The 15,577-nt window shown below is 43.1% G+C and carries 7 protein-coding genes; all 7 read left to right on the top strand.

The annotated features are described in order from the left end of the window. Nucleotides 1-45: 45 nt before the first annotated feature. A complete protein-coding gene (locus CA600_RS16555) occupies nt 46-771 on the top strand; it encodes a cohesin domain-containing protein (RefSeq protein ID WP_143812159.1) in 726 nt (241 codons plus the stop codon). A 49-nt stretch (nt 772-820) separates the two neighbouring features. Next, nucleotides 821-3,826: a sialidase domain-containing protein gene (locus CA600_RS16550; protein ID WP_094871480.1), complete on the top strand. Its 3,006-nt coding sequence runs from the start codon at nt 821-823 to the stop codon at nt 3,824-3,826. A 54-nt stretch (nt 3,827-3,880) separates the two neighbouring features. Next, nucleotides 3,881-7,792, top strand: coding sequence for a glycosyl hydrolase family 95 catalytic domain-containing protein (locus CA600_RS16545; protein ID WP_094871479.1), 3,912 nt, complete (start codon nt 3,881-3,883; stop codon nt 7,790-7,792). A 310-nt stretch (nt 7,793-8,102) separates the two neighbouring features. Continuing rightward, nucleotides 8,103-9,479, top strand: coding sequence for an extracellular solute-binding protein (locus CA600_RS16540; protein WP_094871478.1), 1,377 nt, complete (start codon nt 8,103-8,105; stop codon nt 9,477-9,479). A gap of 86 nt (nt 9,480-9,565) precedes the next feature. Further along, nucleotides 9,566-10,462 carry a carbohydrate ABC transporter permease gene (locus tag CA600_RS16535; protein WP_042186594.1) on the top strand — a complete coding sequence of 299 codons (897 nt, stop codon included), beginning with the start codon at nt 9,566-9,568 and terminating at the stop codon, nt 10,460-10,462. A 13-nt stretch (nt 10,463-10,475) separates the two neighbouring features. After that, nucleotides 10,476-11,342 (top strand): carbohydrate ABC transporter permease, encoded by an 867-nt coding sequence (locus tag CA600_RS16530; protein WP_042186596.1) that lies wholly within the window; start codon nt 10,476-10,478, stop codon nt 11,340-11,342. A 29-nt stretch (nt 11,343-11,371) separates the two neighbouring features. After that, the gene (locus CA600_RS16525) at nt 11,372-15,493 is read left to right on the top strand and encodes a beta-N-acetylglucosaminidase domain-containing protein (protein ID WP_179281641.1); all 4,122 of its coding nucleotides are present in this window, start codon (nt 11,372-11,374) and stop codon (nt 15,491-15,493) included. The last annotated feature ends 84 nt before the right edge of the window (nt 15,494-15,577 follow it).

The raw sequence follows: 15,577 nt of genomic DNA, 5'->3' as shown, positions 1-15,577 counted from the left end.
AGGCTGACATCCTGAACAAAATTATAAAAATGAGGTGAGAAGAATTTGAACAGTAATCGATGGTACAAAAAGGCAGTAATAATGACCATGATCGCCGTGATTTTAAGCTGTGTATCTTTTACGAACCCTGTAGTGAATGCAGATGCATCCAATGCTACGCCTTCAGCTACTTTAGCAGGGAGTAAGAAGGTTGTTGCGCCGGGAGAGTCTTTTACCGTGAAGTATGGCATCACCAGTGTCTCCAGTGATGTGTATGCACAGGATATTACCTTTGAATTTGATCCGGCTGTCATGGAATACCTTCCAGATTCAATCCGCTCTCTGCAGGAAGGCGTAATTATTATCAATGAACCAACTACAAGTACTCCCGGTAAGCTACGGGTTCTCTTGGCAAGTTTGGGTAGTCAGTATCCGATTACTAGCGATGCTGAAATTGTTGAACTTGGTTTCAAAGCAGCAGATGTAATACAAGACACAGCGGGAGTTATCCGGCTTACTCAAGCGATAATAAGTGACAGTCAAGGGGAAGAATCCGTGCTCCAACCGGCAACCTTAACCATTCAGATCAGAGTAAATACGGAATTATCTATAGACGTGAATGGTGATGGCAAAGTGAGTATTGGTGACTTAGCGATTATCGCAGCGAAGTATGGCATAGATTTGAGCAGTTCGGAGTGGGATGCTGTGAAACGACTTGACCTCGATAGAAGCGGTACGATTGATGTTGCTGATTTGGCAATAGTAGCGAAGAAAATAGTTGAACAAGAGTAGTCAAGGCGAGTAGATATATGGTTATCCAAACCTAAGGAGGACTAATATTTTGAAGAAATTCGCAGTCATTATTCTTTCGATCTTGATGGTGGCCATTATGTTTCCATTCACTGCGCTAGCCAATCCAGCAGAACAAGACAAACAGACCGATCCAAGACTTGTGCTTAGAGTAGAGAATAAACAAATTCACAATGCTAATTTTACGAATCTGGATGATAAGGTAGATGCGCTTAAAGCCTTAGATGAAGGGACTATCATTGTCCGGTTCCGCTACACGGGTTCTACAATTATGTCGTTATTCTCCTTAAGTAATAATACGTTGCCGAATGGTCACTTCCATCTATATATCACACCTTCTGCCATCGGAAGTGAGAACCGGTATGAAGAGCCTGGGAAGACAGCGTCTAATACACATGTTAAAGCTGATGTTACGGTGAAAGAGAATGAAGTGCATACCGTAGCCATGGTTGTAGATAAAGTAGAAGGTTATAAATATTTCCTTGATGGGAAACTCCTCAAGCAAGACACAACTACAGCAAAAAAGTTTCTCAATAATATTTATGCACCAAACCGTGCCGAGTTAGGTAGAACAGAGAGAAAATCCGGTTCTAATAACTATCCGTTTAATGGAGAGATTGACTTTGCTGAAGTGTATAGCGAACCGCTGGCGGATCAAGATTTGATTGCTGTAACGGGTGTAACAAGTAAGACTCCGGTTCAAAATCCGTTGCCTGAGCAGGCTTTAATCACTGATCCGTATAACGTTTATTATCCAGGACTGTACGGATCGGATGCATACCGCATTCCGTCACTTCTGTACACGGAGGATGGAACGCTGATCGCAGGAATTGATAAGCGGATCAATCATGGAGGAGATTCACCAGCTAATATTGACATGATGGTAAGACGAAGTCTGGATAACGGAAAGACTTGGGAAAGTAACGGAATTCTAATTAATAACTATCCCGGCAACGCCTCAAACATAGACCAGTCCTTACTGCAGGATAAGGAAACGAAGAGGATTTTCTCTTTAGTTCTTGGATTTCCCGAGGGTGGAGGATTTCCTACCTCGCAAAGAGGTACCGGATACAAGACGATCAATGGAGAAAAATATTTACTTTTGAAAGATTCGAGCAATCAGGAATTTACCGTTCGGGAAAATGGAGAAGTCTATAACAGCTCAAATGTAAAAACTGCCTACAGCGTGGACGCCTTGAGAAATTTATATAACAACAATACAAATATCGGGAATATCTTTCTTAGCAATTCGCCACTTAAACCGCTTGTTACTTCTTATCTTGAGCTATGGCACAGTGATGATGAAGGAGCGACTTGGGAGGGGCCTGTAACTTTAAACCCTTCGGTGAAAGAAGAATGGATGGTATTTCTGGGGGCAGGTCCGGGCACCGGCATTCAATTGGCGAAAGGTCCTCATGCTGGAAGACTGGTGTTCCCCGTGTACTTTACGAATGAAAATAACAGGCAAGCAAGTGCAACCATCTACAGCGATGATCATGGTGAAACATGGCATCGTGGAGAGTCTCCTAATCATGGGCGGGTCGTAGACGGGGTTACCCTTGATGAGAGAACCTTTAATGGCTCTAATAATGAGCTTACAGAAGCGCAAGTAGTGGAGTTGCCAGATGGACAGCTAAAGATGTTCATGCGGAATTATTCAGGGTTTGCCCAAATCGCGACCAGCTTTGATGGTGGAGAGACTTGGGCTGCTGAAGTTGTGACAGAACGTGATTTGATTGCTGCTTACTGCCAAATGACGGCGATTCGATACGACGGCCAGATAGATGGGCAGGAAGCTGTTATCTTCGCAAGCCCTGCTAACTCGACCAGTAGAATTAACGGGACGGTGAAGGTAGGTTTAATTAAGGAAGACGGAACCTACGCAAACGGCAGAACGAAGTATAAGTTTGATTGGAAGTATTCCCAGCTGGTCAAAGAAGGCTATTATGCCTATTCAAGTTTGTCTAATCTGGGCAATGGTGAAATCGGTCTTTTCTATGAAGGAACGGGTAGTGAAGCCATGAGTTTTATTAAATTCAATACGGAATATCTCAAATGGCAGCGTCAAGGAGAAATTCAAGATCCTAAGTTGACCTCTATCAAACTTGAATCTGTACAACCGGCAGGGTATGCAGCTAAGGATAAAGTCCAGATTAAAGCTGTCTTTAATCACTATGTCATGCTTAATGGTGATCAGACTTTGAAAGGTAAGATTGGGGATAGAGATGTTGTATTTAAATTGAAGAGTTCAAGTACAGCGGGCACAGAATATGTCTTTGAAGCAGAGTTCCCGGAGCTTACTTCAGGCGAATATCCGTTGGTAGCGGGCTTCGGGACAAATCTGGACATTAGAAATGCTTTTGGAATAGCACTAGACACGCAGTCCAGTGAGAATAAGCTGAATTCGGTTATAAAGTCCAAAGCTTCTGAAGACCAAGGTACCTTAGCAACTCTGACAGGTCCAAATCAAGTGAGCGCTGGTGAAGAGTTTAAAGTTCAACTGAGCTTGAAACAGATCAAGGATCCTGTATATGCACAAGACATTACAGTTCAATTTAATACAGACAATGTGGATTTTATATCTGGAATTTCATTAGTGGATGGTGTGCAGGTAGTGGAAACCGTAACTACAGCTCCTGGACAGAGCCGGTTTCTCCTCGCCAGCGAGGGTGCAGACCACGGGGTATTAGGTAACATTCAGCTAATGGAGCTTAACTTCAAAGCAAAGCCATTACTTGAGGCTAAGTCTGGTGAAATTCGGATATCTGATGTTACGATGGGTGATGTGAATGGTATTGAGACAAAGGTTACGGGCTCCGCTTTGACAGTTGTAGTTGCCCCTGAGGATACTGGTCTCAAGGGAGATCTTAACGGCGATGGCAAAGTGAGTATCGGCGATTTAGGAATCATGGCCGCGCATTACGGTAAGGATTCCTCCAGTCCAGATTGGAGTAAGATTAAGCACGCAGATCTGAACAAGGACGGCAAAATAGATATTTCTGATCTTGCTGCACTTGCGAAAAAGATTGTGGAGTAGTTGGCTGCCTCATTTTTACAATCAGTGGGTGTTATTATGAGAGGGGATCAACGCATGCCAAACGGTAAAAGTAGATTAGTCAGAAGGACTGCAATTCTACTATCTGTATGGATCGCTTGCTCGCAGCTACTTATCAGCATACTTCCGTCTAATGGGGTCTTAGGTCCAAAAGTGTATGCAGATGTTCAGTCGGCAGCTGAAACTGCGGCTGCGGCAGATCAGAATTTGTCATTATGGTATCAAGCGCCGGCCACGAACTGGGAGACGCAGGCGCTCCCTATTGGAAATGGTTATATGGGTGGCATGGTATTTGGTGGTGTTGAGCAGGAGCGAATTCAATTTAATGAAAAGACACTGTGGAGCGGTGGGCCTGGAGCAGATTCAAATTACCAATATGGTATTAAAGACGGTGCTCAGCAACATGTTGAGACCATAAGACAGCTTCTAAAAGAAGGGGAAATTAATGAAGCTAAGGCTCTTGTAGGGAAGATTACTGGTGTTATGGGTGCTGGTGATAGTTCTTTCGGAGCGTATCAAGCATTTGGTGATGTGTTCTTAGATTTTAACCGTCAGTCAGCGTATACGGTAACAGCGAGCTCGGATAATCCACAATACGGCGAGCCTATTTCCAATTTAACCGACGGTTCGGAAAATACGAAATGGTATTCAGGGGATGGAGCACCACCTTTTTGGGTGCAGTGGGCATATGAAGAGGCTAAGGTAATTACCGGCTATTCATTCACTTCAGGGAATGATGTGCCTGATCGGGATCCGAAGAGCTGGACGCTGAAAGGCTCGAATGACGGGCAGCAGTGGTCCCCACTAGATAACAGATCCAATGAAGAGTTTGCGAGCCGCAAGCTGAAGAAATCATATACTTTTTCCAATACTACAGCTTATAAATTCTATAAATTCGATCTTGTAAGCAAGGGCGGAACGAAAATTCAATTGTCCGAGATAGAGATGACAAGCGAAGCAGGTAACAGCGGTGCTCAGTCGTACTCTGATTATCGGCGTGAATTGAATCTTAATGATGCCATGGCAAGAGTGTCCTATACTTCGGGCAATGTAAAATACAAGCGTGAGTATTTCATCAGTTATCCGGATAAGGTCATGGTGATGAGACTGACAACGGATGAGCATCAGCCGATGACCTTCGATGTTCGCCTTACTGGTGCTCAGCCGTCTAATACGGTGAAGGGTGAAGGAAATAAACTGACGCTAAGTGGGAAGGTACCCAGTAATAAGATGGCATATGAAGCGCAGCTTCAAGTACAGCATGAAGGAGGAACTGTAACAGCGAAAGATGGGAAACTTACGGTGAACGGTGCGAGTGTTGTCACGATCCTGATGACCGCTGCAACAGATTATGTTAATAATTATCCTACGTATAAGAGTGACAAGACGCCAAAAGAAATTGTAGAAGCGAACCTAAATGCAGCATACGCTAAATCATTTAATCAGTTGCGCGCAGCTCATTTGGCAGATTACAAAGAACTGTTCGATAGAGTTTCTCTTGATCTTGGTGGGGTTGCTACAAATCTCCCTACGAATGAGCTTTTGAATGGTTATAAAACGAATGCTAGTGACGGAGAGAAAAGAAGCTTGGAGGCATTATTTTTTCAATATGGTCGTTATTTGCTTATTGCATCCTCCCGGGAAGGCTCACTGCCTGCTAACCTACAAGGCGTATGGAATCAAGTAAATAATCCACCATGGAATAGTGACTATCATACGAATATCAATGTACAGATGAATTATTGGCCATCCGAGGTGGTTAACTTAGCGGAAACCGATATTCCGTACATTGATTATATTGATTCTCTGCGCGAGCCGGGTAGGGAAACAGCCCAAAGACATCATGGAATCGAAGGGGAAGGTTGGGCGATTCATACCGTCAACAACCCATTTGGTTATACTGCGCCAGGCTCAGATTTCTATTGGGGCTGGTCACCGGCTGCCAACGCCTTCATGGTGCAGCAGGTGTGGGATCACTATGCTTTTAGTGGAGATAAAGATCTTTTAAGAGGCCAAGTGTATGACATTATCAAGGAAACAACACAATTCTGGGTTAAATACCTGGTCGAAGATTCAGACGGAAGTCTAGTATCATCTCCTTCCTACTCTCCAGAGCAAGGGGATATATCGATCGGTGTGTCTTATGATCAGGAATTAGTCTGGGAGTTGTTCACACAGTTCATCAAGGCTAGTGAAATCTTGGGTGTGGATGAACAGCTGCGTAACGAGGTCATGGAGAAACGAAGCAAGCTATGGATGCCGCAGGTCGGAAGCTGGGGGCAGGTGCAGGAGTGGAAGAATGATATCGATAGTCCATCAGATCAGCACCGCCATATCTCGCATCTGATTGGCTTGTATCCAGGTACGCTTATTAATGAAGTGAATAATCCGGAGTTATTTGCAGCAGCAAGAGTCACCTTGAATTCTCGTGGCGATGGTGGAACCGGGTGGAGTAAAGCGAATAAGATCAATTTATGGGCACGTCTGCTTGATGGTAACCGTGCACATAAACTGTTAGGTGAGCAGCTTAGAGGCAGCACGCTCGACAATTTGTTTGATACACATCCACCATTCCAAATCGACGGTAACTTCGGAGCAACTTCAGGAATTGCAGAAATGCTTCTACAAAGCCAAACTGGAAGTATTGATTTATTAGCTGCTTTACCCGATGCCTGGGCTACAGGAAACGTTAAAGGGCTTGTGGCAAGAGGTGGATTTGAAGTGGATATGCGCTGGGAAGGTACGATCTTGAAAGAAGCCTTGCTTACTTCTAAGCAAGGTAATAAGGCTTCAGTTAAATACCCTGGATTTGTACAATCCAATAAATTCAAGGTCGTTCGTGTAGGAAGCGGGGAATCTATCAACTTCATTGCGAATGGGAACTTGATTGAATTTCCAACGGTGAAAGGACAGCAATATAAGATTGTGTCTAGTGTAAAACCTCCTGTGCTGCCAATAAAAGTAGATGATAAAGATCCTTCGATTATATACACCGGAACGTGGAGTCCTTACAGTGACGCAGGCGATTACAAAGGCACAGAAAGCTATAGTAATCAGAAAGGGGCTTCAGCGTCGCTCACGTTTACAGGAACAGCGATTAAATTCATCAGCGCTTTGCAGGCAAACCACGGATATTTCGATGTGTATCTCGATGGGGAGCTAGTCGCTGAGGGTGTTGATGGATATGGTTCATCGACGATGAAGCAGCAAGTATTATTCCAACAATCCGATCTCTCGAAAGGGGAACATACGATTAAGATTGTCGTGAAAGGAACGAAGAACAATACCTCTTCGAATACTATTGCAATGATTGATGCTTTTGAATATGTTCCTGTTGAGCGGAATGAACCTACTGCGATAACTTTAAGTGGACCTAAGTCTATAAATCAAGGTCAGACCTTTACAGTTGACATGGGCGTTAGCAATGTCACGGATGCGACCTATGCGCAAGACATTCGATTGAAGTACGACGAGAATCTTCTAGAGTACATCTCGGGCGAATCGGTGAACGATGGGATACAGGTGTTAGAATCAAAGAATGATCCAAGCGGAACCATTCGCTTAATCACTGCTAGTACGGGAACTGGTCTAACCGGTGATGCCAAGTTGCTTGAACTAAGCTTCAAAGCAAAGTCAGTGACAAAGTCCGAGTTAGCGAGCATAGAGGTAAGCAGTGCTGTATTTGGTGATGCGAATGGACTGGAGACTGAAGCCGATCTCTCAAACATTGAGGTCGAGATTAAGGCAGATGAAACGCCACCAGTAAAATCCGGAGACTTAAATGAGGATGGTAAAGTGAGCATCGGTGACTTGGCGATTGCAGCTTCGCACTATGGTAAAGATCAGAATAGTGTAGATTGGCAGACGGCTAAGCGAGCAGATCTTAACAATGACGGAAAGATCGACATTATGGACTTAGCAGCAATTGCTCAAAAAATACTGAATTGAGAGAAGGACACCTGAGTTTTTACTCAGGTGTCCTTTTTTTGTAAAAATATAAGAATACATAAGTTTCACGCTATACATTATCCTTATATTTCTCGCATTAACGCTTACCATCCTTATAAGGACGTAGAAGGTATTAATGCTTGATAAAAAAGGTTCTATAGGACAAAAAGTATCAACTCCACATCAAAAGAGATCATGTGGTTACGTTTTTATAGCCTATATAATGGAAAAGCGTTAATAGAATTACATTCAGAATTACAAAATCAAGTGTTTACAGAAGTCAGGCAAGTTTATTCGAGGGGGATAGCCAATGAAAAGCAAGGGTAAAAAGAAAGCGGCATTAAGTCTAGTTATGATGTCCATTGTATTGTCTCTGGCAGGATGTGGTGGCGGGGGGACAAATGGGGCTGAAGCTCCAGCTCCTGAGAAAACAACAGCTGCGACGCAGACTGAGCCAGCGAAGACAGACGAACCCAAGCCCGAAGAGCCGAAAGAAGCGGGAGACCTCGAAATCCAATATTTTGTCGGTGGTTATGGAGACGGTTGGTGGAAAGAAGTCATTGGTGAATTCAAGAAGAAGTACCCGGATGTCAACATTAAAGAGTCCGCAGGTTCACAAATCAACGAGCAAATGAAGCCCCGCTGGATCCAAGGTAATCCCCCAGATGTTGTATACATCGATGGAGCAGGCTCGAACGAAACGCAAATGGTGCTCGACGATCAATTAATGGATATTACAGATTGGGTTAAAGATGCAAAAAATGTGGACGGAGAGCCGCTTACGAGTAACTTGATCGCACCTCCACAAGACTACAGTGGCAAAAACTATACGATTCCACTCGTATTCGGATCATGGGGAACCTTCTATGATGAAACCCTGTTTACTGAAAAGGGATGGGATGTTCCGAAAGATTGGGATAGCTTCCTCGCCACTAGTGAAAAAATCAAAGCGGATGGCGTATATCCTTACATTCATACCGGTAAATACCCATACTACATCGTGGGAGGTCTCTTAAATACAGGTTTTGTATCTGAGAATGGAGACAATCCGCAGATCTTAAAGGATCAAGAAGCTGCTAAAGAAGGTTCTTTCAAAAATGATGCTGTAGCGAATACCTTGAAAAAGATCGTTGATATGAGGGACAAAGGGTATTTCGATAACGCATCGTTCGGTATGAGTCATACAGACTCCCAAATGCTCTTCTTGCAGCATAAAGATGCAATGATTCCTAATGGCTTGTGGCTCGAAAATGAAATGAAAAAAGATGTTCCAGAAGGCTTCAAATTTGGATTCATTCCTTCCGTTATGCAGAAGCCAGGCGGTAAATTTGTGGCTATTCCTTACACTAGTAACATTGCAATTGCAAAGAAGGCTAAAAATCCAGATGCAGCAAAAGCATTTATTGAATTTATCTTTACGAAACAAGCCGCAGTTCGTTGGGCTGAGCTGACAGGCGCTTTGATGAATGTCAAAGCAGATCTGGAATCTTCAGGCGCAAGTGATGTTGTTAAAACAGCAATGAAATATTTCAACGGTAGTGACACGATTGTTGCTCCTGTATTTAAATTGGCTGCGGACATTGAGCAGGCAGAGAATGATGCAACCATTGCGTTGCTGCAAGGTTCCATTACACCAGAAGAATGGATGGACCGTATGGAGAAGGCGGCAGCCAAAATCCGGAAGTAAGTTCATGACTCTTCTTTCTAAACAATCAGAGGACATAGGTGCCTCTGATTGTTCTTTCAAATTTAAGGGGAGGATGGCTTACGCCCATGAAGAACAATAAATTGTGGAAACGTAATTTGTTTATTGCGAGTTTCTTGCTGCCTACGTTTGCTATCTTTTGTTTATTCACTATTTATCCGCTGTTTCGAGGTTTGTACTTAAGCTTCTTCGATTGGTCAGGTGGGTCCGAATCGATGAATTTTATCGGTATTGATAATTATAGACAATTATTCTCGGATGAGATCATACCAAAAGCCATTTCGAATGATTATTTCTTGATTTTTTGGAAGGTCATCTTAATCATGTTGTTTGCAACGTTTTTCGCAGTATCATTGACCCGTTTAAAATTGAAAGAATACGGTTTTTACCGAGTGGTGTTTTTCTTTCCGAATATCATTTCCGTAGCCGTTATCGGTGTATTGTGGAGTTTTATATACAATCCCCGTCTTGGATTCCTGAATGCGTTCATCTCGTTATTTACAGGAAAACCAGTGGAAACGAACTGGTTAGGTGATTCAAACCTCGCAATGTGGTCACTTCTTCCTCCTAGTGTATGGGCTGGTATCGGATTCTATATGCTGCTTATTATCGCTTCTATTCTAGGTATTCCTTCCTCGCTATATGAAGCAGCCAGTATTGACGGTGCGGGGCAATGGCAACAGTTTACTCGAATTACTTTACCCCTGATCTGGGAGCAATTCAAAACCTCGATCATTCACATCGTAATCACAACACTGAACGGCTCCTTTATTATTGTTAAGCTGATGACGGATGGTGGCCCGGATAATCAGACACAAGTTCTCGGTTATTATTTGTATCAGATGGGCTTCAAACAGTTCCATTTAAGCTACGGGGCAACCATAGGGGTGCTGATATTACTGTTATCTTTAATCACAACTCTAATTTTGCAGCGCATTCTTCACCGGGAGTCCATTGAAATGTAAGGAGGACAATACTTTGAACGATAATCCCGCCAAAAAACCACTTCTGCTGATATCAAAAATTGCAGTTCGATTTTTCCTCATCTTGTGGAGCTTGGTAGTCTTATATCCTGTTCTTTGGACATTCCTGACATCCTTAAAGGATAATCAGCAGGTTATGCTAGGGAAACCGTGGGATTTTCCATCTATTTTTCGTTTTGAAAACTATACAAATGTGTGGAGCAGAGCAAACTTTGGTGATTACTTTCTTAACTCCATTATAGTAACCGTGGCTAGTACACTGTTATCCCTTATTATGGCTGCTACAACAGCGTATATATTAGCCCGGTTTACCTTTAAATCTAGAGGTTTGTTTTATTTTGTATACGTTGCTTCAATGATGATTCCAACCACACTCGGATTGATACCGTTGTTCTTTCTTCTCGGAGATATGAATTTGTCCAACTCCTTAGTAGGGCTCACGCTTGTTTATTCTGTCGGAACTATTGGCATCCTTCCATTCGGTATCTTCTTTCTGGTTGGGTTTTTCAAGGCACTTCCCCGTGAGCTTGAAGAAGCCGCAACAATTGATGGATCTTCACTATATGGCGTTTTCTTCAAGATCATGTTGCCATTATCGAAGCCAGGATTAATCACAGTAGGAATTATGAATGCTTTAACGGTGTGGAATGAGTACATTATGGCCACAGTATTGATCAACGATCCAGCGAAATACACCATTCCTGTAGGAATAGCCATTATGCAAGGGGAAATGCAATACAGAACAGAATGGGGGCCATTGTTTGCGGGTCTTTCCATTTCTATGATTCCCGTCATTGTGATGTATGTGTTGTATCAACGTCAAATTACGGGTGGGTTAACAGCAGGTGCGTTGAAAGGTTAATTGCTGGTATTTTAGGAGGTGCTAAGGAAATGCCGAAGAAGATTCTCAGTATCTTCATTACACTTATGATGGTGGCCGGCTTGTTCTCCAGTTTTGCAGCTGCAGCGGATGTAGCTTCTGATCTTCCGGAAAAAGATGCAAAATTAACGGAATCCTATGAAATCTATCCATTACCGCAGCAACAAACCGAAGAAGAGACAACCTTAACCATTACACAAAATGTAAACGTTGTTATTGAAGATTCGATTGACCAGCCGACAAGAAAGCTGCTTCAAAAGATACTGGATTCCAAATCACTTCAGGTTACTGAGTCAGGAGCTGTAGTGGCAGGGAAAACAAACATCTTTTTGGGAACTAAAAATTCATCAGGCTATGTAGACAACTACTTCACTCAAAATATTCCCTATGAGGCGGATCACTTCAATGAGCTGGACGCTTATGTTCTTAACGTTAGCACCAAGCAACAGAATAAAGGTGTTATTACGATATTAGGTAAAAATACGGATGCGGCTTATTATGGCCTGGCAACGCTGAAGATGATTTTTGATCAAATTCCTGATCTGCAGGTTCGTAATCTCACTATCGAAGATTTCTCTGATACCCGCTCGCGGGGATTTATCGAAGGATTTTACGGCACACCCTGGTCACATGAAGATCGAATGAGCTTGATGCGTTTCGGTGGAGAGCTGAAGATGAACACTTATATATTTGCACCTAAAGATGACAAGTACCATAACTCAGAGTGGAGAACACCCTATCCTGCAGCTGAGCTTGCCAAGATCAAAGAACTGGTTGATGTCGGACATGAATCCAAGACGCAGTTTGTATGGGCGATTCATCCAGGGTTCAATATGATCAATTGGAACAATTATAATGCAGAACTCCAAACCTTACTTGCAAAGCTTGAACAATTGTATAGTGTGGGCGTACGGCAATTTGGACTATTCATGGATGATATCAGCACCTCACAATCATTAGTAGATAAAGATAAACATGTGAAGCTAATTACAGATGTTGCGAATTGGGTGACGTCCAAGAAAGATGTTAAATCATTAATTTATTGTCCTCCATATTACAATAAAAGCTGGACCGGAACGACTGGCAGACCCTATCTTGAAGCCTTGAGAAATGTGCCAGAGAATGTAGATATAATGTGGACCGGAAACGGTGTTGTTGCGTCTGTTAATGCGGCAGATATGCAGTGGCCGAAAGATGCACATGGAAGAGATCCGTATATGTGGTTAAACTGGCCAGTGAATGACTATAAGGATGCAAGACTGCTGCTAGGTAAAGCAGAAGTGCTCATTCCAGGGACACATAATATTTCTGGTGTGGTGACTAATCCTATGAAGCATGCGGAATTATCTAAGATTGGGATCTTCGCGGTAGCGGATTACACTTGGAATGTAGATGATTTTGATCAAGAGGAGAGCTGGCTTGATTCATTTAAGCATGTTGCCCCTGAAGTTGCCTCTGAGCTGAATACGATTGCCTATCATATGAGTGACCCATCGCCTAGCGGTCATGGACTTGTGGTAGGTGAATCGGAAAATATCAAAACGGAGCTAACGCAATTCTTAAGTCAATACTCAAGTGGTCAGCCGACAGAAACGACGGGAAATACATTGATTCAAGAATTTGATCTAATATTGGATGCTATCGCGTCATTTAGAGTAAATAACACGAATGAAAATATGGAAGAAGAAATTGATCCATGGCTCAATAGCCTGCAAAATGTCGTTCTTGCCGATAAATCGGCAGTCCTCTCTGCGATCGCGATCCAGAAAGAGAACGTTGATCAAGCATGGGAGGCACTTGCCAAAGCCACAAGCGCATTAAGCTTATCCAAAACATTCAAAATTAGTAAACTTAATTCTCCAGATGTGACGGTTGAAGCAGGAGCAAAGCGGCTGGTTCCTTTTGCTGAGCAGCTCATTAATAAATTAGATGCTCAGATTTACACTTTGGTAGACCCGGAATATGTTAAACCTCTAGCTGTAAGCTCTTACGGTTCTCCTTCCGGATTAAACCTGATGGTAGACGGAGATTTAGCAACGAACGTCTATATTCAGACCCTTCAACAGAATGGAGACTGGTATGGTGTTGATTTTGGCAAAACCATTAAAGTGGAAGAAATAGCGATCACACAAGGTAGAACGGATGCGGATCACGATATATTCCAAAGGGGAATTCTTGAGTATTCCGTGAACGGTCAAGAATGGACTGCAATCGGAGAAGAGCGTTCCGGGTATAAAATTTCTGCTTCCGGGCTTAGTGTGAATGCAAGGATGGTTCGATATCGATTGACTCATGCTGGAATACCTGGAGGTAAGCCTGATTTATGGACGGCAGTTCGTGAGTTTTCCGTAAATGCAGGTAAAGATAAGGTAGCCATTTACACCGATGTGACAGAGTTGAAGGATACTCCTGTTATGGTAGCAGATAATTCTGTGCAATTATCGAATATGAACGGAATCACATTAAAGCCATCCCAATATGTTGGGATTAATTTGAAATCCATTGAAGAAATTACACAAGTGGTGTTGGAAGCTTCAAACGGAGAAGTCCGGTTAGAATCCTCAAAGAACGGCGTGGAATGGGAACAAGTTAATAACGGGAATGGGGCGTTTGCTAGTGCTGCCTATTTCCGGATCATAAACAAGGGGAATGAGAACATCACTGTAGATCTGACAAAGCTCATGATCAAGCTGAACAAATTCTCTCCACCTATGATTACTCATAATTACGGAAGCATTTATGAAGGTTCTATCAACAACGTGTACAATGCTTCTTTAGAGAACAAGGTTTGGTTCGGTGCGATTCAAGCGAAGGGGAAATATGTCCAGATCGACATGGGCGGTGAGGTGAATGTCCAGAATGTAGCTGTTGTGATTGGAGACGGTGAAGGAGATTTCTTCCGTAAGGGAGATTTACAGCTGTCTCTAGACGGACAGACATGGGATACGATCCATACGTTTACTAATCCAAGCGATCGGAGTTTGAATTTCCCAGAGCACGAGGTGCCTTACCGTTATAAGCGAGTTCAAGTTGATGGTGGCAAGCAAGCCCGATATGTAAGATTGATTTCAACAGAAACACAAGATGCCTGGCTCGCGCTCAATGAAATTTTGGTTAATGAGGGGATTGAAAGACCTGGAACTGCCAATCCGGCTATTCAGGCTGAACCTGCTGGAGTTATAGGGAATGAAGCGTCTCTGTCCGTTGACCAAAAGCTATCCACCTTCTATATGCCGGGTACTGGGAATATGGGTTCCTTAAATTATAAGTTGTCGAAGGATACCCGGGTAAAAGAAGTGATAGTTTTGCAAAATCCATCGGATCAATCAAACGCTGCGGTGTCCGTGCGAGATGCGAGTGGATGGCATAAGGTAGGTAACCTGTCCTCCTCTTATAATACATTTGATACCTCCAAGTATAGTCATGTGTTTGAAGTGAAGATTCAGTGGGAGGGTTCGACTAAACCCAAGATCCACGAGATCATTACCGTTAAAAAAGACGGGAATGGTGAGGTTGATCCATCGGATAAGATGACTTCTGTTCTGTCTGGGGTAGACACTGTAGCTGGAGGTAAGGACTTTCAACTGGTGTTTGGGGTAAAGAGTGTAACAGATGCTGTATATGCGATGGATGTAACCATGAATTATGATCCTAAACTATTGGAATTCAAATCTGCTACTTCCTTGCGTAGTGGAATCCAGGTGCTTGAAACTGCTAATCACACGCCTGGAAAACTGCGACTGCTGGTAGTAAGTGAAGGTGTGGGAAATGCTGTGACTGGCAATCTGCAGCTGTTATCCTTGGATTTTGGTACAAAGACAGTGGCGGAAGCTATAGAGAGTATTATTCAGATTGAAAAAGTGATCGTAGCAGATGCGGAAGGCAAGGAGAGCGAAACTGTCACGTCGAGCCATAAGCTCAAGATAACTGCAGAAGAGCCGGAGCCTGGCATGACTGGTGACATCAATAAAGATGGCAAAGTGTCCATTGGTGACTTGGCGATTGTCGCTGCTAATTATGGCAAGGATACCAACAGTCCGGATTGGGCTGAGGCCAAACGTGCCGATGTCAATAAAGATGGCGTAATTGATTTGAACGACTTGGCGCTGGTAGCTCGTAAAATAACAGAATGAGCTAGAATCTGCAGTTATTTCTGCTCTAGAAGTAGCAACCCAGCGATAACAATGAAATGCCTGCACATTTGCAGGATTTCTAAC

It is taken from the genome of Paenibacillus sp. VTT E-133280 (assembly GCF_002264385.1).
GTDB classification, from domain to species: Bacteria; Bacillota; Bacilli; order Paenibacillales; family Paenibacillaceae; genus Paenibacillus_AQ; species Paenibacillus_AQ nitricinens.
Note: the sequence above shows the minus strand (reverse complement) of the source record. Positions and strands in the feature narration are given on the sequence as shown.